Here is a 23,135-nt window from a genome sequence, read left to right on the forward strand (position 1 = left end):
CGGGCTGTTCGCTGCCCGGCATAACCTCAGCGTTCAGGGGCGCTGGTTGATTAGGCGAATCATCTCGAGGAAGATGTCGCCGGAGATCTGCAGGGAGTGGGCGCTGATTTTGTCGAGGGTGTCCTTGTCTGTGTGGTGAAAGCCGTCGGGCATGGCGTCGGTGGTGGGACCATAGTGGGCGTCGATCACGTCTAGAACGGGTACGCCGCGTTGCGCGAAGGGGAGATGGTCGTCTTCCTCGGCCTCGCGGTACTTGAAGATGTTTGCGGAGTGGCCGGTGTTTTTAGCGGCGACTTTTAGCAGGTCGAGCAGCCACGGGGTGGAGTTTTCTACGTAGTCGATGTTGAGGTCTTTGTCGGCGATCATATCGGCGACGAGGAGGGCTTTGATTTTGGCGAGGGTGCCATCCTGAGACCATTTGGCGGCGAGATGGCGGGTGCCGTAGAGAGAGTCGGCGCTGGACCATTTGCCGCTGACGGACTCTTCGCCGTCGTCGAAGACCAGCCAGACAGAGTAGCCTTCTGGTGGGTGGGCGCGGAGGATGTTGCCTATTTCGATGAGGAGCGCGGAGGTGGCGGCACCGTCGTTCGCGCCGTAGAAGTTGATGTCGCGGAGGTAGTAGTTGGTCTCGTAGTGAGAGGCGAGGACGATGATGCCGTCTTTTTTGCCGGGGTATTTGACGATGTAGTTGGTCATCGTCTGGAGGCCGGCGGGGGTGGTGGCGGTGAAGGTGTCGATGATGAAGTTGCCTTTGGCGGCTTCGGGGGCGAAGTGTTGCTTGAAGAAGTCTTCGGCTTTGGCGTGGCCGGGAGAGCCGTTGAAGCGCTTGGGGGCTACGTCGAGGAGCTGTTTGGTGAGGGTGTAGGCAGCTTGTCCGCTGAAGTGCGGGGCAGCGGTGGGCTGCGCGTTGATGTTGATGCGCGCCAGAAGAAGAACGAGCAACAACAACAGCAGATCCTTCGACTGCGTGGTTCGCAAAGAGCGCGAACCACTTCGCTCAGGATGACAGTTCTGGAAGCTAGATTGTGCCAGGAAAGTTAGGGGGGGCATGCAGCTTTACTGACCTCTTTGGGTTTGCGGCGGGATGGATGGACGAAGTACGCGACGCCTACGCCGAGGAGATAAAGAACGAGCATGGGACTGGCGAACAGGATCATGCTGAACGGATCGGGCAACGGGCAGATGATGGCCGAGATGAGGAAGATGACGAGGATGGCGTAGCGGATGTGCTTGATGAGGAACTTGGCGTCGACTATGCCGAAGAGCGAGAGAAAAAAGATGAGGATGGGCAGTTCGAAGCAGATGCCGAGGCCGAGGATGACGGCGAGAAAGAACTGGGTGTAGTCCTCGATGGTGAGGATGGGGTGGAATCTTTTACCGAAGTCCAGGACGAGAACTTTGATGGCGCCGGGGAGTACCCAATGGTAGCCGAACCAGGCTCCTGCCATGAAGAGTCCGATGGTCGCGCCCATGAAGGGGACGACGTAGCGCTTCTCGTTGGCGTACATGCCGGGCGAGATGAAGAGCCAGAGCTGATAGAGGATGAATGGGGATGCGAGGATCGCGCCACCGAGCAGGGCGGTCTTGAGGTAGAGGTTAAGGCCGTCGGTGGGGTGGGTGAAGTTGAGTGCGATGTGGAGATCGTCGAGTGGTTTTTGGACGAGGCCGTAGAGGCGCTCGTGAAAGGCGTAAGCGACGGCGAATCCGATGAGCAGATAGACGGTGGCGTGTATGAGGCGCTTGCGGAGCTCGGTGAGATGCTCCATCAGGCTCATGCCGGGGAGTTCGGCGCGGTCCGTGACGGCGGCGCGAACACTGTCGACCAGATCAGCCATGGTGGGTGGCCTCGCTGGCGACTACTTCGGCTGCGGGTTCGGACTCGGTCGCGTGGGGGATGGCGTCGAGGACGGGGGAGAGGGCCGAGTTGCTGACTGGTAGGCCAGTGGAGGGTGGCATGAGATTGAGGTCACCGGAGGTTGCGATGGGAATAGGCGCGGGAGTCGCAGGCGGCATGTGTGGGTGGTCTTCTACGAGCTCCTGAGTGAGTTGGGCGATGCGTTCGGGGGTTACGTCTGAGGTGGAGGCTTCGGTGAGTGCGGGTGGGGCGATGGTGTTTTCGTCTGTGGTTATGGCTGATGCGGCTATGGCTGGTGTTACGGGAGCAGCGGCCTCCATGGCGGCGATCTTCTTGCGCTGCTCTTCCTGATCGGCGACGCGGAGCTCGTCTTCCATCTGCATGCGGAATTCATTGGAGGCGCGGCGGAACTCGGCCATGAGCTTGCCGAGTTGGCGGGCGAGCTCGGGCAGCTTCTTCGGGCCGAAGAGAAGCAGGGCGAGGAAGAAGATGACGGCGCTGTCCTGAAAGCTAGGCATAAGTCAGTCCCATGATACGGCTTACGAGTTGACGGAACAAATGGATGGAGGGTGTTGATGCTGTTGTAAGATTTCTAGTGTAGGCGGCAGGATCGTTCGAAGAAAAGCGCACCTTTTGAATGCGGTGTGTGTCTAATTGTACGAACGAGTGATCTGACGGATCACGAGTGATGAAGTGGTAGGAGTTGCAACACCCCCGTGGGTTGGGTGACGGTTTGAGGCCGGCACAGTGAATCCACTGCAACTCAAGCAGTGCATGCTTTCAACATCCCCGTCTCAGAGGCGAAAAGACGGTATCGGCTCAGCCGGTGCCAGACGACCTTGTGAGACTGAAGGCGGAGTACCTTGAACGGACTATTGGAGATCGCACCGGCTGCGGCCGTGGCGGAGAGTGTTGCAGATTCGTGTTCCTTAGACAACTACCTTGCCCAGCCGGACAATACGATGGACGCCCGGATTGCTGCTGCGCGCGAGAAGCTTGGCACCGACGTTGTTCTGCTGGGTCATCATTATCAGCGGGATGAGGTGATTCGTTTTGCCGACTTTACCGGGGATAGCTACAAGCTTTCGAAGGTGGCGGCCGAGACGGATGCTAAGTACATGCTGTTTTGCGGCGTGCACTTTATGGCGGAGACGGCAGATGTGCTGGGGCGGCCGTGGCAGCAGGTGATTCTGCCGGATTTGAATGCGGGCTGCTCGATGGCGGATATGGCGGAGATTGGGCAGGTGGAAGACTGCTGGGATTCGCTGGAGCGCGCGGGGATTACCGATGAGGCTTCGGGTGGGTTGATTCCGCTGACTTATATGAACTCGGCTGCTGCGATCAAGGCTTTCTGTGGTGAGCGGGGTGGGTTGGTGTGTACGTCTTCGAACGCTCGTGGGGCGTTTGAGTGGGCGTTTGCGCGTGCGGGGAAGATTCTTTTTCTGCCGGATCAGCACCTGGGACGGAATACTGCGTTTGCGATGGGGATTCCGCTGAGCGAGATGGTGGTCTGGGATCCTTATCAGATTAATGGTGGGGTTAGTCCGGATCGGTTGAAGGCGGCGAAGGTGATCTTGTGGAAGGGACACTGCTCGGTGCATCAGCGGTTCCTGCCGGAGCATGTGGATCGGGTGCGCCGGGAGGAGCCGGGGATGCAGGTGATCGTTCACCCGGAGTGCCGCTGGGAGGTTTGCCAGAAGGCGGATGATGTGGGTTCGACCGAACATATTATTCAGGCGATTGAGCGGGCGCCGGAGGGCTCGAGCTTTGCGGTTGGGACGGAGATTCACCTGGTGAACCGGCTGGCGAAGCGGTTTGCGCCGCTGGGCAAACGGGTGATTACGCTCGATGACTCGGGGTGCCTGTGCACGACGATGTACCGGATCTCTCCGCAGCATCTGGCGTGGGCTCTGGAAAATCTGGTTGAGGGACGGGTTGTGAATCGCATCAAGGTGGATGATGATGTGAAGCAGTGGGCGCACGTTGCGCTCGACAGGATGCTGGAGATCAGGATTTGAGTAAGACGTTTACGTTAGGCGAGGCCCAGACGTTGCTGCCAGTGGTAGAGGCTCTGCTGAAAAAGGCTCGGGAGGGACAGGTCCGGGCCGTGGAGCTTGAGTACGAGATGCAGCAGTTGAGTCACAGGATCTTTCTGTCTGGTGGGATGCATGTGGATGTGAGTGTTGCGGCTCGACGCCGGGCGGAGCGGGATAAAGCGGTGCAGTTGGCCAAGGATACGCTGGCTGAGATTGACTCGATCGGGGTTCAGGTGAAGGATCTCGAGGAGGGGCTGCTGGACTTTCCTTATGTAATGGATGGGAGAACGGTGCTGCTCTGCTGGAAGCTGGGCGAGCCGGCCATTGCTCATTGGCACACCGAGGAGGAGGGGTTTGATGGGAGAAAGCCTCTGGATTCGCGGTTCGGCAAGACCGAGCGGCTGAACTAGATTTGGGTGGACAGACGCTCTTCTGTGGATAACTAAATTTATCGGACGATAATCTTTATCGTTTATACTCGCTTCATGTTGGTGAACGAGGCCAGAACGTTTCGCGAGCTTTGCCAGGAAAACGGCATTGCTGTGACTCACCAACGGCAGGTCCTGTACGAAGTGATGAAGACGATGCATGGCCATCCGAGTCCGGAAGAGGTCTATGCGCAGGTAAAGAAGAAGGTGCCGGCAATCTCGCTGGCTACCGTTTACAAAAACATACATCTGTTTGTGGAGAGCGGCGTCTTCCGCGAGGTGAGCATGCATCATGGCTCGCTGCGCGTGGAGATGAACGATGAATCGCATCACCACATGGTGTGCTCGAAGTGTAAGGCGATTACCGACATTGGAGAAAAAGAGCTTGGGCTGGTGTCGAAGCAGGACAAACTGCCCGGCGGCTTTCTGGTGGAGCGGTATGCAGTGGATGTGATTGGCATTTGTGCGAAGTGCCAGCAAGCTTAGGGCGATTTCCTAACGAGTGTAAGAGGTGATTTATGGCAGAAGACTTAAAGAGCAAGCAAATGACTACCGATGCCGGACGACCGGTTGGCGATAACCAGAACTCCATCACGGTGGGTAATCGTGGACCGATCGTGTTTGAAGACTATCTGCTATTTGAGAAGATGGCACACTTCAACCGTGAGCGTGTTCCTGAGCGTGTGGTGCATGCGAAGGGTTCGGCCGCGCACGGCACATTTACCTGTACCCATCCTGATATGGCGAAGTACACGACCGCCAAGGTATTTGAGAAGGGCAAGAAGACACCGACTTTCCTGCGCATGTCTACCGTTGGCGGTGAAAAGGGTTCGGCTGACTCTGAGCGCGATCCGCGTGGATTTGCGCTGAAGTTTTACACGGAAGAGGGCAACTGGGACCTGGTAGGCAACAACACGCCGGTGTTCTTCATTCGCGATCCTTTGAAATTCGGCGATTTCATTCATACGCAGAAGCGTGATCCGGAGACGAACCTGAAGTCGCCCAAGATGATGTGGGACTTCTGGTCGCTCTCGCCGGAGAGCTTGCATCAGGTGACGATCTTGTTCTCGGACCGCGGCACTCCCGATGGCTATCGCCACATGAACGGGTATGGCAGCCACACGTTCTCACTGATCAATGCGAAGAACGAACTGTTCTACGTGAAGTACCACTTCAAGACGAAGCAGGGGATCAAGAACTTCAATCGCGAAGAGGCCGACCACATGAAGTCTGTGGACATGGACCACTCGCAGAGCGATCTCTTCAGAGCAATTGAGAAGGGTGACTTCCCGAAGTGGACGGTGCAGATTCAGATTATGCCGGAGGCTGAGGCGGAGACTTATCACATCAATCCGTTCGACCTTACGAAGATCTGGCCTCATGCGGACTATCCGGTGATCGAGATCGGCGAACTGGAGTTGAATCGCAATCCGGCGAACTACTTTGCCGAGGTTGAGCAGGCGGCGTTCGATCCGAAGAACGTTGTTCCGGGCATGGGCTTTTCGCCGGACAAGATGCTTCAGGGTCGGTTGATCAGCTATCCGGATGCGCACCGGTATCGCATCGGAGTGAACTACAACCTGCTTCCAATCAACGAGCCGAAGTGCCCGTACAGCACGTACAACCGTGATGGCAGCATGCGTTACGGAGAGAACGGCGGCAGTGGTCCGAACTACGAGCCGAACAGCTTTGGCGGACCGACACAGGATAAGAAGTATCTTGAGCGTCCTGTGACCTACAACACGGCGACCGTGGGGCGGTATGACCATCGTGAGCATGATGGCGACTACTACACGCAGCCGGGGAACCTGTTCCGTCTGATGACACCGGATGCGCAGGAGCGGCTGTGCGGGAATATCGCGGCTGGCCTGGGTCAGGTGGAGACGCGGATCCAGGACCTGCAGATCAATCACTTCTACAAGTGCGATCCGAAGTATGGCGAAGGTGTTGCCAAGGCTATCGGACGCAAGATTGAAGAGATTGTGAAGAAGGAAGAGCTGGTTAGTGCATAAGTAACTTATTCTGTTACATAGAGAGCGGCCCTTCGCGGCCGCTCTTTCTTTTTAATGACTGTGTCCTGCCGGACGGGCATCCTGCGCGGAGGGCGGTCACTTCGTGACGCGTATACCTTTTCTGGGCAGAATGATCTTCATCTGGGCCTTCCGTTGGTCGGCATCATCTTTCTTTTCCGACCAACGGGAGGACCACTGCACCTCACTCGCCACCACAAGGTATACGCGTCACGAAGTGACCGCTTCGCGCGTAGCGAGCCCGTCCGGCAGGACGTTTTACGGCGTTGGGCCGGTGGGATTGGCTTCCGGCCTGCGGCCGGGGTTCCATTCAGGCTTCCACGAGGTGTCGGCCAGCCAGCGGATGGGATTGACCATGGCGGCGATGGCGTTGGTCATGTGGGTGAAGTCGATGGTGCGGATCTCGTCACTGGGCTGGTGGTAGTCCTTGTGCAGGCCATAGCTGGAGACGGTTTGAGCGACGATGCCTTGCTGAGCCAGCGCGTAGTTGTCGGAGCGACGGAAGAAGTTTTCTTTGGGGTGAGGGTCGTTGACCAGGTGGGCACCGTGCTTTGCCAGTTCGGGGCCTAGGTTCGAGCGGTCGAAGCCAGTAAGCCAGAGGGTCCCAGAGGCAACGGCCGGGTCGGGGCGGCCGATCATCTCGAACTCGAGGTTGGCGACGATGCTGGTGAGTGGCACGGGTGGGTGGGCGAGGAAGGCACGGTTACCAAAGCCACCGAGTTCTTCGGAGCCGAAGAGGGCGAAGACGATGGTGCGTTTGGGTCGGGGGCCGGTGGCAAGGATGTGGGCCAGGGTCAGTACGGCGGTGGTGCCGGAGGCGTCGTCGTCGGCTCCGTTGTAGTTGGTGTCGCCGGCGGCGTTGGCGGGACCGATGCCGAGGTGATCGAGATGCGCAGTGAGGAGAATGACCTCGTTGGGTGCGGTGGTTCCGCGCAGGATGGCGATGGCGTTCCAGGTCTCTTTGCGGGCGACGTCCTGAAACTTTGCGATGCGCTGCTGAGTTCTTGCGGGCAGAGGATCGGGGAGGGGGGATTTTTGGAGGAAGGTGCCGTTGTCTCCGCCGGGCTCGAGGCCGAGGGATTGGAGTTGGGAGGCTACGAAGAGGGCGGCGATGTGCTCGTCGCGGGTGGCTGAGCCGCGGCCGTGAAGTTCATCGTCGGCGAGGAAGTTCATATCTGCGTGAACTTCCTGTTGCAGTGCGACGGAGAGCGATGCTGTTTGCCGGGCTGCTGCGTCGAAGGAGTGAGCCGGTTGTGCTTGTGACGGAGAGGGAAGAGTTTGTGCTAGCAGGAGTGCGGCCAGAGGCAGAAGATGGAAGAGCTTCGAGGAGTGCATTGCGAAAATTATAGAGGAACGCTTTTTATTGAATTAATTCTGCATAGGCTGCGGCTGCTGCGAAGATAGAGAAGAGGCTTTGTGACGATGGAACGACGGGGAAGGTTGCGGCGTTGGGCAGTGGTGGGCGCTGCGTTGATATTGCCGGTCTTTACGGGTTGTACGGGGTTCTTTCCTCCGGTCAACAACTCTGGTGGCGGGACTGGAGCGACTGGGAACCAGGTTTATGTGGTGAATCAGACGACGAAGTCTGTGAGTGGATTCGTGGTGGGCACGGCGACTCTGACGGCGGTGAGCAACTCGCCGATCGCGCTTGGGTCGCAACCCTTTGCTGAGGTTGTGACTCCGAATAATGCGTTTCTTTATATTGCGGGGCAGGCGTCGATCAGCCTGTATCTGATCAACGCGAATGGATCTTTGAGCGCACCGAGCGGTGGCGCGGTGCAGAATGGGGTGACTGCGGCTTCGCTGGCGGTATCGCCGGATGGGCAATGGCTGATTGCGCTGGATAGTTTTACGCAACAACTGGATATCTACCAGATCAACTCCACCACGGGTGCGTTGACGGCTACGGCGGGATCGCCTGCGGCGTATAAACTTCATGATGGGGCGGGGACCTGGCACCCGTCGGTGGTGAAGGTGTCGCCGGATGGGACGCTGATCTTTGCTGCGCTTGGAACCGGCGGTGACGTTGTGTTCTCGCTCAACACAACAACTGGTCTAGCAACGCAGGTGCAGAGCCTGGCTAACGTGGATGCGAGCACGGGTGATTATGCGGTGGCGGTCGATCCCAAGACGGCTTATCTCTACATTGCGCGAAGTGGGAACAGCGGGGGAATCGGTGTCTACGCGATTGGATCGGGCGGGGTGTTGAATCCAGTTACTGGGTCGCCGTTTGCAGCGGGCGGCGGAACGATGTCTGTCGTGCTGGATGGTACGGGCACCTATGTCTACGCGGCGAATCGTACCGATGGCACGATCTCCGGTTACACGATTGCCGCCGGGACTACTCCTGCGGGTTTGACGTTGACGCCCCTGAGCGGATCGCCCTATAAGAGCGGGGCGTCGGTGCAGTCGCTGGGGATCGATCGAACCGGCAAGTACCTGTTCGCGGCGTCGGTGGGGGGTAGTCCGGATCTGACGATGTACAGCTTCGACATTACAACTCCGGGAAAGCTTGATGCGGCGACCAGCATCGCTACGGATGCCGATCCTGCTGGGGCTGTTGCGGTTGCGCTGACACATTAGTAGCGTCCCAACATGGGTGGAGGTGTTGGAGTTGATGCCGCGATGTTATGGAATTAGCGAGGCCGCCGTTAGTATGGAGGAAGTGGTGTGTTGTGACGCGGAGTTTCAAGGCTATCGTTTCTTCCTCTGAACAATTCGGCTTGGTGCGGTACTTTTCGCGGATTTGCGGCTTCGTGGCGGTCTCGGTCCTTCTGGTGGCGGGCGGGAGCGGGTGCTCGCGGCTGCGGCCTAAGCCGGCGGCTCAGTATGTGTATGTGACGGCGAAGCAGACGTTTCTGCGCGACCGGGTGGCTGCGGTCTCCAACCGGACAGCTACGGTGGAGAACGGCGACCGGCTCGAGGTGCTCGATCACGGACGGCGGTTTGTGAAGGTCCAAACGGCCAAGGGGGAGCAGGGCTGGATCGATGAGAAGGTGGTTGCGACGCAGGATGTCTTCGACCAGTTTGAGAAGTTGAAGCAGGATCACAAGGCTGATCCGGTGGTTGCCTCGGCGGTGGTGCGCGACGAAGTTTATATGCATGCCAAGCCGGGCCGCGACACGGAGAGATTTTTTCGGCTGGCGGAAGGCGAGAAGCTGAAGCTGTTAGCTCGGGCTACGCTGGCTAAGCCATTGCCTGCGGGAACGCGGGTCGCGAAGGCTGCACCGGCTTCCGTTCCAGCGACTGCGACTACAACTGGTTCAGCGGGGAAGGGTGCGAAGGCTGTTGCTCCTCCGGTGCCGGACGAACCCGCGGCGCCAGTGATGGAGGACTGGTGGCTGGTGCGCGACTCCAAGGGCGATACGGGGTGGCTTTTTAGCCGGATGATGGATGTGGATGCTCCCGATGCGATTACGCGGTACTCCGAAGGGCAGAGGATTGTGGGGTCGTATGTTCTTACTACGGTGAACGATCCGGAGGCGGAGCAGGATGACAAGAATATTCCGATCTACGTGACGGTGTTGAGCCCGTATAAGGCGGGGTTGACGTATGACTTCGATCAGGTGCGCGTCTTTACGTGGAATGTGAAGAAGCATCGCTATGAGACGGGATTTCGTGACAGGAATATCGAGGGGTATCTGCCGGTTACGGTGACGACGGCTACTGATCCTTATGGCAAGTTGCCGGCGGCTACTACTCCGGCGCCGACCTTTTCGTATCGCGTGTTGTCGGATGAGGCGGGGCCGGTGGTTGCTGATCCTGTGATGGGTACGATTGTGCCGGGCAAGACGGTATTGAAGACTTATCGGCTGGAGGGCAATCTGGTTCGGCGAGTGATTCAGCCTGGAACGACAGCGCCTGGGGAGGTTCATCCGGAGCCGGTCTCGGAGAAGAAGAAGGGCACGGCGGGCAAGGGCGGAAGAGGGAAGAAGAAGCGGTAGAGTATGGCTGAATCGATCGCGCGAGGTGAGTTACTCCGCGACTTGTGTTGAGTCTTATCTGGTGGGTGGACTTCCGCGGATGATTGCTAACGGCTGTTACTGATAGAAGCTGGCTATGGTGTCGACTACGGTTTGCTGCTCGTCTTCGCGGAGTTCGGGGTACATGGGGAGGGCGAGGACCTCTTGGGCAGCGGCTTCGCTGATGGGGAAGTCGCCCTGCTTGTAGCCGAGATGAGAGAGGCTGGTTTGCAGATGCAGAGGTACCGGGTAGTAGATCTCGCTGCCAATCTTCCGCTCGGTAAGGTATTGGCGGAGTTCGTCGCGGCGGGGTGCGCGAATGACGTATTGGTGGAAGACGTGGCCGGCGCGACGGTCGGTGATGGGTAGGACGATGCCTTTGTCTGGGTTGCTCACGGTGTCTGCGGTGAGGTTCGCTTCGTGGAACAGTTGGTCGTAGCGCAGGGCGTGGTCGCGGCGTTGCTGATTCCATTTGGGCAGGTAGCGGAGTTTGACCTCAAGGACGGCGGCCTGGATGGAGTCGAGGCGGGAGTTCCAGCCGATCTCCTCGTGATAGTAACGGCGGCGCATGCCGTGGGCGCGGAGGATGCGGGCGTGGTCGTCGATTGCGGCGGAGGTGGTAGTGACGAGGCCCGCGTCTCCCATGGCGCTTAGATTTTTTGTGGGATAGAAGCTGAAGGCAGCTGCGTCACCTAATGCTCCGGCCGGTACGCCGTTCCATGTGGCTCCGAAGGCCTGGGCGGCGTCTTCGATGAGCAGGAGGTTGTGGTTTTGTTTCAGTACTGTGAATGCGTCCCAGTCGGCGCACTGGCCGTAGAGGTGAACGGGGAGGATGGCTTTGACGTTGCGGCCCGCGGGGGAGTCGAGGAGCTTCTCGACGGCTTGGGCTGAGAGGTTGAAGGTGACGGGGTCGATGTCGGCCAGCAGAGGCGTGGCGCCGCAGCGGAGGATGGCGCTGACCGTCGCGAAGAAGCTGAAGGGAGTTGTGATGACGGCGTCGCCGGGTCCGACGTTTGCGGCAGCGAGAGCGAGCCAGATGGCGTCGGTGCCGCTGGCGCAGCCGATAGCGTGGGGGACAGCGCAGGCAGCGGAGGCGGCTTGCTCAAAGCTGGTGACTTGAGGGCCGAGGATGAAGTGCTGCGAGTTGCAGACGGCTTCGATGGAGTCGAGGATCTCCTGCCGAAGGACGGCGAACTGGCGGGAGAAGTCAAGCATTGGAACGGGTTGCGGCTTGCGGAGGTTCACATCTGCCATGGTATATCGCTCATATGTTGCTGTGGAGACTGCGCCAGACTGTCGTTCCGTCTTGCAATGCGTCTAAGGAAGTATTGCGCTCGTCTCTACCATGTGACGGGCCAGGTTGATTATTGCCGTCGATGCTCGTATTGTTGACAGTCTTGGCTTCAGACTTGGCAGTTTGTGCTGAGTTTTGTTCTGAAGCCGATGGGTCACGGCAGAACCTCATCGCAGTATGAACACTTGAACAAAGGAGATCGGCCCCATGGAATCAAAGCCGGCACAGAACATTCAGGATACTTTTCTCAATACAGTGCGAAAAGATAAGAGTCCGATCACGATTTACCTGGTAAGCGGTGTGAAGCTGACAGGGAAGATTCGGTCGTTCGATAAGTACTCGGTATTGCTGGAGAACAACAGCCAGGAACAGCTGATCTTCAAACATGCGATCTCGACCGTGGTGAGTGGGCGAGCAGGGACGCATGGTGATATACGGAGTGATGCGAAGCCAGAGGTGCGGGCGACGGTAGGTTCAGCTCCTGCCGGTGGGCCAGTACAAGAGGCGACAGGGACACAAGGCCGCTAGCCGTTGACAACCGAAGATGTGAAGAGGGATGGAAGGAAGCCTGCGAGGCGCAGTCTGGTTGAGGCGCAAGAGGCGGCGATGCGCCATGGACGGGGAGGTCTGCCCCAGGCGGAGCGCGCGGTGCTGGTCGCCGTGGAGTTTACCGGGGAGCGGCGCAAGCTGACTGCTGCGGCGAGACTGGCAAAGACCGCGGCTGCGGTCTCGGCTGGCACTGCGCTTGAGGGCGTCGATCTTTCTGCGGCGCCTAAGGTTGTGGCTGACCTTGATTTCGATGCTTCGCTGACGGAGTTTGAAGAACTGGCGATAAGCGCGGGGGCCGAGGTGGCTGCGACGCTGATTCAACGGCGGCCGAGGCCGGATCCGGCGACGCTGGTGGGGCAGGGCAAGCTGGAGGAGATCGAGGGTGTGATTGCCTCGACCGGGGCCGACCTGGTGCTGTTCGATCATGATCTGTCGCCGTCCCAGTTGAGAAACCTGGAGACGAAGCTGCCCTGCCGGGTTATCGATCGAACGCAGTTGATTCTGGATATCTTTGCAAGACATGCGCGGACGCGGGAGGGTCAGCTGCAGGTGGAGCTGGCACAACTGGAGTATCAGCTACCTCGACTGGCTGGACGCGGGAAGTCGATGTCGCAGTTGGGCGGCGGTATCGGGACGCGTGGACCGGGTGAGACGCAGTTGGAGACGGATCGACGGAAGATCAATCTGCGAATCGACCACGTAAAGGAGCAGCTGGAGTCGGTGCGGCGGATTCGCCGGCAGCAGAGGCAGCGCAGAGAGGCGGTGCCGGTGCCGGTGGTTGCGCTGGTGGGCTATACGAATGCGGGGAAGAGCACGCTGTTCAATGCGCTGACCGAGGCCGGAGTGCTGGAGTCTTCGCGGATGTTTGCTACGCTCGACCCCAAGCTGCGGCAGTTGACGCTGCCTTCACGTAGGAAGATCTTGCTGTCGGATACGGTGGGATTTATTCGCAACCTGCCGCATACGCTGGTTACCAGCTTTCGAGCGACGCTGGAAGAGGTAGAGCGCGCGGAGTTGCTGCTGCATGTTCGCGACGCATCGAGCCCTATGGTAGATGAGCAGAAGACGCAGGTTGAGAAGGTCCTGGCTGAGCTGGATGTCTCGAAGAAGCCAGTGATCGAGGTGCTGAACAAGATCGATCTGGTTGGGAACGATGAAGGGATGCCCATGGGAGCGCCGGGAAGTATCGCTGTCTCCGGCCTGAAAAAGCTGGGGCTGGATCATCTGCTGGCCGCGATCGATGCTGCGTTGGTTGTTGATCCGCTGATTGAGATGCAGTTTCGTCTGCCGCAGTCAGAGGGGGCGGTACTGGCTGCCTTGGAGGCAGGGGCGATTGTGGCGGGAAAGCGCTTCGAGGGAAATCTTGCGTACGTTACGGCGCGAGGGCCTGCCTCTCTGCTGAACCGGTTCAGGAGATTCCGGGAGCGGGTGGTTGAATAAATAGCGCTGTTAACTAGCATAGGCCGCCTGACGGGGAGCGGAGGTGGTGTCCCCAATCACGCGACCTATGTGACCCAGAGCTTAGGGTCCAGGTGGTATTCCAAGTCTAGTCCTTTGCCCTAGGAAGTCAAAGGAAACGTTCAAATAATAGACTCAGCGGATTGGCGGACAGCGATGTGCGGATATCGCTCGTTATGGCCGATATTCATTAGAAGCTTGGTTGACACCCTTGTAATCGCTTTGCTAAAACTAGGTGTACCTCGAACTATCATGCAGCGCCTGCGCCAGTGTTTTCTGGAACAGAGTAGCGGTGTGAAACCGCTCACGACAGGACTTTCAAGCGGCCCCGGCCGACCCCATTCATGGATCAGATACTGAATCAACTCGGTGGACTTGTGCTCGGCTCTGTGCCGACGATGGTCTTGTTTATCTTGCTGGTGGCGGCTTATGGGCTGCTTGTTCGACGTCCACTGGATCGCGTACTGGCTGAGCGGCGCGCCCGTACCTCAGGTGCTATCGAGCAGGCTCGGAGGGCGATTGCTGCAGCTGAAGCGGAGACTGCAGCTTACGAAGAGAAGCTGCGCCACGCCAGGGTTGAGATCTTTCAGATGCGCGATAAGAAGCTGAAGCAGTGGAATGCGGAGCGGGAGGCGGCGCTCGCGCAGGCTCGTCAGCAGACGCAGGATCGCGTTCATGGAGCCAAACAGGAGATTGAGCAGAGTGCTCATGAGGCGCGGCTTCAGATTGCAGGAATGAGCGAAGAGTTGAGCTCGCGGATTCTCAATGCGGTGCTTCCGGCTGGGGTTCATGCGGCGGAGGTTGCGCAGTGAAGACTTCTTTTATTAAGAGACTCTTGCCTGTTGCTGTTTTGATTGGCTTTCTATTTGCGCCGTTAGACCATATGAGGGCGCAGGATGCAAGTGCTCCGGCCGCAGGCGCTGAGCGGCAGACCGCCTCCGAGGCGCAGTCGTCTGAGAAGAATCAGCAGGAAGAAGATGAGAACGATAAGTATCTTCATTCGGCCACGGTGCGTGCTCTTGGGGCGAAGATTGGGTTGAACGCTGAACAGGCGGCTACGGCGTTTACGGTTGCTAACTTTGTGGTTCTGGCAGCGCTCGTGGGATGGTTTCTGGCGAAGACGTTGCCGAAGACCTTTCGTAATCGGAACACATCGATTCAGAAGCAGCTGGTGGATGCGCGTACTGCGACCGAAGATGCCAATGCCAGGTTGAGCAGTGTAGAGGATCGCCTGAGCAAGCTGGACGGTCAGATCGCTGCTATGCGCTCTCAGTCAGAGAAAGACTCCGCGCTGGATGAGCAGCGCATTGCGGCTAGCGTGGAAGAAGAAAAGCAAAAGATTTTGGCGGCGGCGGAGCAGGAAATTACTGCCGCGACTGCTCTTGCGCAGCGACAGATACAGCAGTACGCGGCAGAGCTCGCTATCGAACAGGCAGCACGCAAGCTGGTAGTGACGGCGGAGACGGATCGGCTGCTGGTGCAGAGTTTTGCGCAGCGGTTGACGGGCGACGATTCGAAGAAAGGACAAAACTGATGTCTGTCCTTTCGTTGCGTTATGCTCACGCGTTTGCCGCAGTGGCTGCCTCCGCGCATCTTGATGCCGTTGCGGCACAACAACAGCTCGGTGATTTCAGTGGAACGTTTGCGGGTAGTCACGACCTGCGTGAAGTTTTGATGAATCCGTCGATTGCGAACGAACAGAAGCTGAAGGTGCTCGATGCGATTGCCGGACGCATCGGGATGTTTTCGCAGGTTCGAAATTTTATTGCGGTGATCATGGATCATCAACGTCTCGATGAGTTGGACGAGATTCTCGAGGAGTACCACGTCCTTGCCGATGAGCAGTCGAATATGGCTGAGGCGGAGATTACGAGCGCCCGGCCGTTGAACGATCAGGATCGTGCGGAGCTCGAGGCTCAGGTTGCGAAGCTTGCGGGGGGACGCGTTCGGGCTACCTATCACCAGGATGCAACCTTGTTGGGTGGAGCTGTGGTGCGGCTTGGTTCCACGGTGTATGACGGGTCGATCCGGGGACAGTTGCAGCAGTTGAAGCAGAAGCTTGTGAACGCTTAGAGCCTTGCCGGTGACGGCGCTAAGTTTTTGAAGATTTGACACGAATCGAGTAGAAGGAAGACATGGCACAGATCAAGGCGGATGAGATAACAGAACTGCTTCGCCAGCAGATTGAGAACTTTGAGCAGCGCATCCAGGTGGATGAGGTTGGAACGGTCATCTCGCTGGGCGATGGTATTGCGCGTGTCCACGGGTTGGATAAGGTTATGGCCGGTGAGCTGATCGAGTTCCCGCACGGCGTTGCCGGACTTGCGATGAACCTGGATGAAGACCAGGTCGGCGCGGTGCTGCTGGGCGACTACACGGAGATCAGCGAAGGCGATCAAGTGAAGCGCACCGGAAAGATCATGTCTGTGCCGGTCGGCGAGGCTCTGATTGGCCGCGTTGTGAATGCGCTGGGGCAGCCTATCGACGACAAGGGGCCGATCAATACGGACAAGTATCTGCCAGTGGAGCGGCTTGCTCCTGGCGTCATCGACCGTCAGTCGGTGCGTGAGCCGATGGCTACCGGTATCAAGGCGATCGACACGATGATTCCGATCGGCCGCGGCCAGCGCGAACTTCTGATCGGCGACCGCCAGACCGGAAAGACTGCGATCGCGCTCGACACCATCATCAATTCGGCCAAGAACAACCTGATCTGCATCTATTGCGCGGTCGGGCAGAAGCGTTCTTCGGTGGCGCAGGTAGTGCAGACGCTTGAAGAGCATGGCGCGATGGCCTACACGATTGTTGTCGCCGCGACGGCCTCTGAGCCGGCGCCGATGCAGTACCTCGCTCCGTTTGCAGCAACCGCGATGGGCGAGTACTTCCGCGATTCCGGCAAGCATGCGCTGATAATCTACGACGATCTCTCCAAGCACGCCGCCAGCTACCGCGAGATCTCGCTGCTGCTCCGCCGTCCCCCTGGCCGCGAAGCCTACCCCGGCGACGTCTTCTATCTCCACTCGCGTTTGCTCGAGCGCAGTTCCAAGCTCTCCGACCAGCTCGGCGGCGGCTCGCTCACCGCCCTTCCGATCATCGAGACCCAGGCCGGCGACGTCTCCGCCTACATTCCAACGAACGTGATCTCGATCACGGATGGGCAGATCTTCCTTGAGACGGACTTGTTCAACTCGGGCGTGCGTCCTGCCGTCAACGTTGGTCTGTCTGTGTCGCGCGTGGGTTTCTCGGCGGCGATCAAGGCGACCAAGCAGGTGGGTGCGACGCTGAAGCTTGATCTGGCGCAGTATCGCGAGCTGGCTGCGTTCTCACAGTTCGGATCGGATCTGGATAAGGTAACGCAGCAGCAGCTCAATCGTGGGCAGCGTCTGACGGAGTTGCTGAAGCAGCCTCAGTTCCAGCCGCTCAGCGCGGAGAAGCAGGTTGCAATTCTCTTCGCGGGTGTGAACGGGCTTCTGGATGATGTGGAAGTGAGCGATCTGCGGGCGTTCGAGGACGGCTTCTATCCTTATCTTGAGTCGGCGCAGCCTGCGATTCTGACCGACATCGCCACCAAGAAGGCTCTGGACGACGATTTGAAGGCTCGTTTGACGGCGGCGATCAAAGAGTACAAGGGAAACTTTCTGGCGGATCGCAAAGACAAGAAAGAGACGGCTGCGGCTAAGTAAACCATGGCAAACGTACTCGATTTACGGCGTCGCATCCGCAGTGTGAAGAACACGCGGCAGATCACCAAGGCCATGAAGATGGTTTCGGCGGCTAAGCTGCGCCGGGCGCAGGAGCGTGCCATGCAGGCGCGACCCTATGCGCAGATGCTTATCAATGTGCTTGAGTCCCTGGTGCGTCGCACCGATATCTACAACGAGCAGACCGGCGAGATTCTTCATCCCCTGCTCATCGAGCGTGAAGAGAAGAACGTACTTGTCGTCGTGATTGCGGGCGACAAGGGATTTGCAGGGGGCTTCAACTCCAATGTGGGGAAAGCAGCGCAGAAGTTCATCGACGCTCGCGTAGCAAAGGGGCAGAACATCGATCTTGAGCCCATTGGCAAAAAGGCGATTGGCTTCTACAAGAGGAAGTTTCCGGCGGCGAACTACGAGAAGACGGAAGAGCACTACGACAACGATCTCGCGATACACTACGACACGATCCGCCACCGCGCGGCTCAGATCGAGGTTGCCGCCGAGCATCCGGATCTTCTAGTCAAGACCGAGTTTGAGGCTGTCTCCAAGCTGGCGCACTCGATCATCGAACGTTACGAACGGTCTGAGATTGACTCTGTTTATCTCGTCTACAACGAGTTCAAGTCGGTGTTGCAGCAGCGGATAGTGGTGGAAAAGCTGCTGCCGATTGTCGAGCTTGGAGTTCACAACGTTGAGTCTTCTCAGGAGCCGACTCAGGAAGAGCGTGATGCTGCTGTTCTGGCAGCGCAGTCCGAAGGCATCAGCGTTCACGTGCCCGAAGCCAGCGAGATGGAAGAAGAAGCCAAGAAGTTTGGCACCGCCGATGTCGACTACATCTTCGATCAGTCGCCGGAGCGGCTCTTCCGGCACCTGATGCCGCGTTATGTGACGACAGTGATCTTTCATGCTTTGCTGGAATCCACTGCTGCAGAGCACGCGGCGCGTATGACGGCAACCGATGCTGCGACGAAGAATGCAGGCGATCTGATCGACAGCCTGAGCCTCACCATGAATCGCGTACGTCAGGCAGCAATTACGAAGGAAATTATTGAGATTGTGAGTGGCGCGGCTGCTCTATAAGTACAGCGGCTGCGACAACGAAAGAGACCTATGGCAGAGAATATTGGCAAAGTAATTTCGATCAGCGGACCGGCCGTTGACATTCAGTTCGAAGAGTCGCACATGCCGCCTATCTTTCAGGCGATTCGCATCGTCAGCGAAGGCTTCGTTGTACCCACCCCGCTGGATGTCGTTGTTGAGGTTCAGCAGCATCTTGGCGAAGGCCGCGTGCGCTGCATCGCGATGGTCGCTACTGAAGGGATGGTTCGTGGGATGAAGGCGATCGACACCGGCTCGGGCATCATGGTGCCGGTAGGTCGTGAGACGCTTGGCCGCGTGCTGAATGTGCTCGGTGAGCCTGTGGACGAACTGGGCCCTGTCAACGCCAAGGTGCACATGCCGATTCACCGGCAGGCTCCTGCGTTTGACGAGCAGTCGACCAGCGAAGAGATGTTCGAGACCGGGATCAAGGTCATCGACTTGATTCAACCGTTCTTGAAGGGCGGAAAGATTGGTCTGTTTGGCGGCGCTGGCGTCGGCAAGACCGTCATCATTCAGGAGCTGATCAACAACGTCGCGAGCCAGCACGGAGGCTTCTCGGTGTTTGCCGGCGTGGGTGAGCGTACTCGTGAAGGCAACGATCTCTGGGTCGAGTTTCAGGAGTCTGGCGTTATCGACTTGAAGGATCTGCCGAAGAGCAAAGCGACGCTGGTTTATGGACAGATGACTGAGCCGCCAGGGGCGCGTCTTCGCGTAGCGCTGACTGGCCTCACGGTTGCGGAGCACTTCCGCGATGAAGAGGGAGCGGATACGCTGCTGTTCATCGATAACATCTTCCGGTTTACGCAGGCAGGTTCTGAGGTTTCGACTCTGCTTGGTCGTATGCCTTCGGCTGTAGGCTACCAGCCAAACCTTGCGACTGAGATGGGTGAGTTGCAGGAGCGGATCACCTCGACGAAGAAGGGTTCGATCACATCGGTGCAGGCTGTGTACGTGCCCGCGGACGACTTGACCGACCCGGCTCCGGCGACAACCTTTGCTCACCTGGATGCAACCACTGTTCTTTCGCGTCCGCTGTCTGAGCTTGGAATCTACCCGGCTGTCGATCCGCTCGCTTCCACTTCGCGCATTCTGTCTCCTCGCGTTGTCGGGCAGGAGCACTACGATGTGGCGCAGGGTGTGAAGAAGATTCTGCAGCGCTACAAAGATCTGCAGGACATCATCGCGATTCTCGGTATCGACGAACTCTCGGAAGAGGACAAGATCACCGTGGCGCGTGCGCGTAAGGTGCAGCGATTCCTGTCGCAGCCGTTCCATGTGGCTGAGATCTTTACAGGTATTCCGGGAGCTTACGTCAAGGTTGCGGATACGGTTCGGAGCTTCAAGGAGATCATTGAAGGCAAGCACGACGATATTCCAGAGCAGGCCTTCTATCTGAAGGGCGGAATCGAAGACGTGATTGCAGCCGCAGAGAAGATGAAGCAGACGGCATAACCAATGGCAGAGACGACGAGCAATTCGGGGTTGTTAGCGGTTCGGCTGGTTACGCCGGACCGTGTTCTGCTGGATGCGACGGCGGAGGCGGTGGAGCTGCCGTCGATGTCCGGTTATCTGGAAGCGCTGTATGGTGCGGCGCCCCTGCTTGCAGAGCTTGGTGCGGGCGAGGTGCGGTTACATGGTGGCAGCTCAGGCGATCAGAAGTTTTTTGTGGCGTGGGGCTTTGTGGAGGTGCTGCCGGAGCGAGTGACGATACTGGCGGAGACCGCGCTGCATCCCAATGAGATTGATACCGCAGAGGCCCAGAAGGAGCTTCAAGAGGGGCAGAAGCTTTGGAATGAGGCAGGCGACGATGGCGAGAAGTATGACGAAGCCAACGCCATCACGCGGAAGGCGGAAGAGAAGATCGCCTCGGCACAGGGTAAGCGCAGCTAGATAATTTCTAAACGATAGATTGAGAAGCCGCCTGAATGGGCGGTTTTTTTTGCCCCAAAAGGGGTGGTGTTTCACGGCCAGGATAGCTTTTGCCTGTGATAACTCAGCTTGCGTTGGCAACGATCGATTCCAACTTGTCAAAAATTGCTACTTTTTCATAGAAAAATAAAGGAAAGAGAAGCGAAATGCTGGTGTCGAGTATCAAACCTGCAATGGAAGTTTGAAGAGTAACGCCGAAGGAAGCAACGCCTCTCATTCAAGAGCATGGGCGATCGCAAGAACGGTGCAAGTCACTAGGGGGAGTTGCCTATGCGTTCTGAACTGATCTTCGAAGCGTTGGCTCGTGAGCCGAACCGTTATCTCTTGTGCAGGCTCGTTGCGAAAGGAACTCGCAGCTTGCACCGACCGAATACTCGTGTGCAGGACACTACCAACGAAATGCTGGAAATCTTCAGCGTGAGCGTCGCGACAAGAAAAACTCTGGTCATCGGCAAAGCTGTGGAACTGAATCGACGAGCCGCTTGACGAGGTGCCCTACGCGTTGTCGGAGCGCTAACGGTTAGGTAGCGGGAGAGCAACTATGTCGACTTCATTCATTACGCCACATGCGGTTCTACGAGAATCCCAATTGTCCAGCAAGGTTGGGAGGAACGCTGCCTGGTACTTACTGTTCCTCGAACATCTGGACGAGTTCGCTACGCCTGGTATCTCGTGGCAGACCACCGGTTAGTTGTAGAGGCGATTCTACGCACTATGGCAGAACTAGACGCGATTCCTTTTGATGCAATGAGCCCTACGCTGGCCTATAGCCAAGCGCGAGAGACCCTGATTACGCAGGCGATTGCTGGGCTAAGACTGGGACGCAAGGAAGACGACGAGAATGCTACTTATCTACCGAGCACACTTGGCGAGTTGCCTGACCTACCGCGGCTGGCATTTATGCTGAAGCTCGTTCTGCGATCCTCTGAGAACGAGGTGACCCGATTTCTTGATGTCACACCCTTGAAGGTGCGAGAACTGGTTCAGGCTGCGATCGATCGTTTGAGTCTGAGGGTACCTTTTTCTGTGCTGACCGGATGCCATGACGCGTGAGATTTGAAGGCAAAAAAACTAACCCGGATTGCTCTGGATTAGTTTGGGTCTATTGACGGGCTCCGATTTATTTGGAGGAGATCGATCAGGATGCCTTTTTTGTCTTTGCTTTGGGTGCCGGGGTTTCGGTGGCAGACTCGGCCTGTTGGCGTAGAGCGTGGATGACGACGCGCAGCATCTCCTCTTCTGGAGCAGGTTTGCCGGTGAAGATCTCGAACTGGCGCGCTCCCTGTTGTACGAACATCTCGATGCCGGTGATGATGGGGATGCTCTGCTGGCGCGCGAGACGGAGGAGCGGGGTTTCGAGTGGGTTGTAGACGAGATCGAAGACCAACTTGGTGTTGAGATCTTCAGCTTCGAGGATCGGCGCGCTCTTGATGCCGGTCATGCCGATGGGAGTCGCATTTACGATCACGTCAAAGGTGGTCTTGGCGAGGGCGTCCTTCTTGATAGTCTTTGACCCGGACTGCTTCGCCAGCTTCTGCGCTGTTTCGGTGGTGCGATTGAGGATGAAGACCTCTGCTCCCTTGTCGCGCATTCCAAAGACTGCGGCGCGAGCCGCTCCACCGGCGCCTAGGACGAGGGCCTTTGCTCCGCGAAGGGACATGCGCTTCTCGATGGGCCCGGTGATGCCGGCGACATCGGTGTTGAAGCCGTAGAGCTTGCCATCCTGGCGAAGGACCGTATTGCAGGCACCGATCTTGGCCGAGAGGGGATCGGTCTTCTCGAGGTGCGCCATAATCTCCTGCTTGAGCGGCATGGTGACGCTGAGGCCCTGGATGGGGATCTCATGGACGAGTTTGAGAAGATCGGAGAGTTTGCTGGCCTGAAGCGCGAGATAGACGGCGTTGACGGTCTCGCGACGGAAGGCCGTGTTCATCATGATTGGAGAGAGTGAGCTGCGGATGGGGTTGCCGGCGACGCCGTAGACCTTGGTGGCAGCGTCAACCTGATCGATGCGATAGGTTTCGATCAGGGTGCGGGCGGCGATTTGACCGGGGGCGGTCTCTTCGCCAGCGGTGGCTGCGGCGAAGGTGAAAGCAGAGCCGGCGCGGAGTCCGAGGACGCGCGAAATGATGCCGGCATCGCCCATACAGACGCCGACGATGTTGGAGTGATCGTCCATACGCTCGATGAAGCGCATGAGGGTGACGTTGTCGGTTAGAGTTTTGGCCGTAGGAACGATCTTGATGAAGTCGGGCTGGAAGGGCTCGATGCGTTTGAAGATGCCGTCGAGATCTTTGGTTGCGGTGAAGTCGTGGTGGCTGACGATGAGCGCGACGCCTGTTTCGCGAAGCTTCTGAAGCTCGCCTTTTTTCAGGCTCTCAGCGGATTCGAGCTCAAGGTCGACGATGTGGAAGCCGGAGGCTCCTGCCTTCGCGAGAATCTCCATCTCAGCGGCGAGGTTGCCGGAGAATTTACCGCCGTTGGCTGCGCGGCGGCAGGTCGCGATAGCGGTGACTGCGGTATTTTCGCTGAGGAAGTGCTTCAGCTTAGGCAGGGCGAGGAGAGGCTTCTCCAGGTAGTCGAGGCGAAACTCGAGGAAAGGAGTCTCCTTGACGACGGCGCTGGCTTTTTCAAGCATCTCGGCAGGCGTGGCACCAATGATGGGCACGCAGACTTTACCGATACGGGAACGAAGAAACTGGGGGGCTACGGTGGGCACATTCACTCTCATGTCTACAATCGCGGTATATTACAGACCCGCGGGGAAGGATGCAAATTTTTGTTGAAATATAAGG

The 23,135-nt window shown here is 58.0% G+C and carries 24 protein-coding genes; 18 read left to right on the plus strand and 6 right to left on the minus strand.

Annotated elements, in window-relative coordinates:
- Positions 1 to 33 precede the first annotated feature (33 nt).
- Genes HDF10_RS03690 through HDF10_RS03700 form a run of 3 tightly spaced genes read right to left on the minus strand, consistent with a single transcriptional unit; the run spans position 34 to position 2,373 of the window.
- Positions 34 to 1,050 carry a M28 family peptidase gene (locus HDF10_RS03690; protein WP_183810560.1) on the minus strand — a complete coding sequence of 339 codons (1,017 nt, stop codon included), beginning with the start codon at positions 1,048 to 1,050 and terminating at the stop codon, positions 34 to 36.
- Entirely contained in the window at positions 1,038 to 1,835 is a 798-nt protein-coding gene (gene tatC, locus HDF10_RS03695) for a twin-arginine translocase subunit TatC (protein WP_183810562.1), read from the minus strand. Before tatC ends, HDF10_RS03690 begins: the two co-directional genes overlap by 13 nt.
- Positions 1,828 to 2,373: a Sec-independent protein translocase subunit TatA/TatB gene (locus HDF10_RS03700; RefSeq protein WP_183810564.1), complete on the minus strand. Its 546-nt coding sequence runs from the start codon at positions 2,371 to 2,373 to the stop codon at positions 1,828 to 1,830. Before HDF10_RS03700 ends, tatC begins: the two co-directional genes overlap by 8 nt.
- A 345-nt stretch (positions 2,374 to 2,718) precedes the next feature.
- On the opposite strand from HDF10_RS03700, the gene nadA reads away from it, so the two are divergent.
- From nadA to HDF10_RS03720, 4 genes are all read left to right on the plus strand, one after another.
- On the plus strand, positions 2,719 to 3,873 hold the full coding sequence (gene nadA / locus HDF10_RS03705; RefSeq protein ID WP_260177585.1) for a quinolinate synthase NadA: 1,155 nt from the start codon (positions 2,719 to 2,721) through the stop codon (positions 3,871 to 3,873).
- Positions 3,870 to 4,301, plus strand: a complete 432-nt coding sequence (locus HDF10_RS03710; protein ID WP_183810566.1) for a DUF2203 domain-containing protein — start codon at positions 3,870 to 3,872, stop codon at positions 4,299 to 4,301. Before nadA ends, HDF10_RS03710 begins: the two co-directional genes overlap by 4 nt.
- 75 nt (positions 4,302 to 4,376) lie before the next feature.
- The gene (locus HDF10_RS03715; RefSeq protein WP_183810568.1) at positions 4,377 to 4,805 is read left to right on the plus strand and encodes a Fur family transcriptional regulator; all 429 of its coding nucleotides are present in this window, start codon (positions 4,377 to 4,379) and stop codon (positions 4,803 to 4,805) included.
- 59 nt (positions 4,806 to 4,864) lie between these two features.
- Positions 4,865 to 6,331, plus strand: coding sequence for a catalase (locus HDF10_RS03720; protein WP_311732653.1), 1,467 nt, complete (start codon positions 4,865 to 4,867; stop codon positions 6,329 to 6,331).
- A gap of 276 nt (positions 6,332 to 6,607) precedes the next feature.
- Here the strand turns inward: HDF10_RS03720 and HDF10_RS03725 are convergent, their stop codons facing one another.
- Positions 6,608 to 7,684 carry a M28 family peptidase gene (locus HDF10_RS03725; protein ID WP_260177586.1) on the minus strand — a complete coding sequence of 359 codons (1,077 nt, stop codon included), beginning with the start codon at positions 7,682 to 7,684 and terminating at the stop codon, positions 6,608 to 6,610.
- Between the two features lie 87 nt (positions 7,685 to 7,771).
- On the opposite strand from HDF10_RS03725, the gene HDF10_RS03730 reads away from it, so the two are divergent.
- Positions 7,772 to 8,932 carry a lactonase family protein gene (locus HDF10_RS03730; RefSeq protein WP_183810572.1) on the plus strand — a complete coding sequence of 387 codons (1,161 nt, stop codon included), beginning with the start codon at positions 7,772 to 7,774 and terminating at the stop codon, positions 8,930 to 8,932.
- A gap of 173 nt (positions 8,933 to 9,105) precedes the next feature.
- Positions 9,106 to 10,293, plus strand: coding sequence for an SH3 domain-containing protein (locus tag HDF10_RS03735; protein WP_183810574.1), 1,188 nt, complete (start codon positions 9,106 to 9,108; stop codon positions 10,291 to 10,293).
- A gap of 96 nt (positions 10,294 to 10,389) precedes the next feature.
- Here HDF10_RS03735 and HDF10_RS03740 read toward each other — a convergent pair whose 3' ends face one another.
- Positions 10,390 to 11,565, minus strand: a complete 1,176-nt coding sequence (locus tag HDF10_RS03740; RefSeq protein WP_260177587.1) for a DegT/DnrJ/EryC1/StrS family aminotransferase — start codon at positions 11,563 to 11,565, stop codon at positions 10,390 to 10,392.
- Positions 11,566 to 11,812: 247 nt separating this feature from the next.
- Between HDF10_RS03740 and hfq the strand changes: the two genes are divergently transcribed.
- The 12 genes from hfq (at position 11,813) to HDF10_RS03795 (ending at position 21,393) form a co-directional block, all read left to right on the plus strand.
- Complete coding sequence (gene hfq / locus HDF10_RS03745; RefSeq protein WP_183766481.1) at positions 11,813 to 12,133, plus strand: RNA chaperone Hfq; 321 nt, start codon at positions 11,813 to 11,815, stop codon at positions 12,131 to 12,133.
- 78 nt (positions 12,134 to 12,211) lie between these two features.
- Complete coding sequence (gene hflX, locus HDF10_RS03750; protein WP_260177588.1) at positions 12,212 to 13,594, plus strand: GTPase HflX; 1,383 nt, start codon at positions 12,212 to 12,214, stop codon at positions 13,592 to 13,594.
- Positions 13,595 to 13,956: 362 nt separating this feature from the next.
- Positions 13,957 to 14,424: a F0F1 ATP synthase subunit B gene (locus HDF10_RS03755; RefSeq protein WP_183810576.1), complete on the plus strand. Its 468-nt coding sequence runs from the start codon at positions 13,957 to 13,959 to the stop codon at positions 14,422 to 14,424.
- A 23-nt stretch (positions 14,425 to 14,447) separates the two neighbouring features.
- Positions 14,448 to 15,146: a F0F1 ATP synthase subunit B gene (locus HDF10_RS03760; RefSeq protein WP_260177589.1), complete on the plus strand. Its 699-nt coding sequence runs from the start codon at positions 14,448 to 14,450 to the stop codon at positions 15,144 to 15,146.
- Positions 15,146 to 15,685: an ATP synthase F1 subunit delta gene (atpH, locus tag HDF10_RS03765; protein WP_183810578.1), complete on the plus strand. Its 540-nt coding sequence runs from the start codon at positions 15,146 to 15,148 to the stop codon at positions 15,683 to 15,685. Before HDF10_RS03760 ends, atpH begins: the two co-directional genes overlap by 1 nt.
- A gap of 62 nt (positions 15,686 to 15,747) precedes the next feature.
- The gene (atpA, locus tag HDF10_RS03770; RefSeq protein ID WP_183810580.1) at positions 15,748 to 17,295 is read left to right on the plus strand and encodes a F0F1 ATP synthase subunit alpha; all 1,548 of its coding nucleotides are present in this window, start codon (positions 15,748 to 15,750) and stop codon (positions 17,293 to 17,295) included.
- 3 nt (positions 17,296 to 17,298) lie between these two features.
- Entirely contained in the window at positions 17,299 to 18,390 is a 1,092-nt protein-coding gene (locus HDF10_RS03775; protein ID WP_183810582.1) for a F0F1 ATP synthase subunit gamma, read from the plus strand.
- A gap of 30 nt (positions 18,391 to 18,420) precedes the next feature.
- Positions 18,421 to 19,863 carry a F0F1 ATP synthase subunit beta gene (atpD, locus tag HDF10_RS03780; RefSeq protein WP_183810584.1) on the plus strand — a complete coding sequence of 481 codons (1,443 nt, stop codon included), beginning with the start codon at positions 18,421 to 18,423 and terminating at the stop codon, positions 19,861 to 19,863.
- A gap of 3 nt (positions 19,864 to 19,866) precedes the next feature.
- Complete coding sequence (gene atpC / locus HDF10_RS03785) at positions 19,867 to 20,301, plus strand: ATP synthase F1 subunit epsilon (protein WP_183810586.1); 435 nt, start codon at positions 19,867 to 19,869, stop codon at positions 20,299 to 20,301.
- Positions 20,302 to 20,610: 309 nt separating this feature from the next.
- The gene (locus HDF10_RS03790) at positions 20,611 to 20,826 is read left to right on the plus strand and encodes a hypothetical protein (protein ID WP_183810588.1); all 216 of its coding nucleotides are present in this window, start codon (positions 20,611 to 20,613) and stop codon (positions 20,824 to 20,826) included.
- A 55-nt stretch (positions 20,827 to 20,881) separates the two neighbouring features.
- A complete protein-coding gene (locus HDF10_RS20790; RefSeq protein WP_260177591.1) occupies positions 20,882 to 21,031 on the plus strand; it encodes a hypothetical protein in 150 nt (49 codons plus the stop codon).
- Between the two features lie 23 nt (positions 21,032 to 21,054).
- The gene (locus HDF10_RS03795) at positions 21,055 to 21,393 is read left to right on the plus strand and encodes a hypothetical protein (protein WP_260177592.1); all 339 of its coding nucleotides are present in this window, start codon (positions 21,055 to 21,057) and stop codon (positions 21,391 to 21,393) included.
- An 85-nt stretch (positions 21,394 to 21,478) separates the two neighbouring features.
- Here HDF10_RS03795 and aroE read toward each other — a convergent pair whose 3' ends face one another.
- On the minus strand, positions 21,479 to 23,059 hold the full coding sequence (gene aroE, locus HDF10_RS03800) for a shikimate dehydrogenase (protein ID WP_311732654.1): 1,581 nt from the start codon (positions 23,057 to 23,059) through the stop codon (positions 21,479 to 21,481).
- Positions 23,060 to 23,135 lie beyond the last annotated feature (76 nt).

It is taken from the genome of Tunturiibacter empetritectus, from assembly GCF_014201375.1.
In the GTDB taxonomy this organism is placed as follows: Bacteria; Acidobacteriota; Terriglobia; order Terriglobales; family Acidobacteriaceae; genus Edaphobacter; species Edaphobacter lichenicola_D.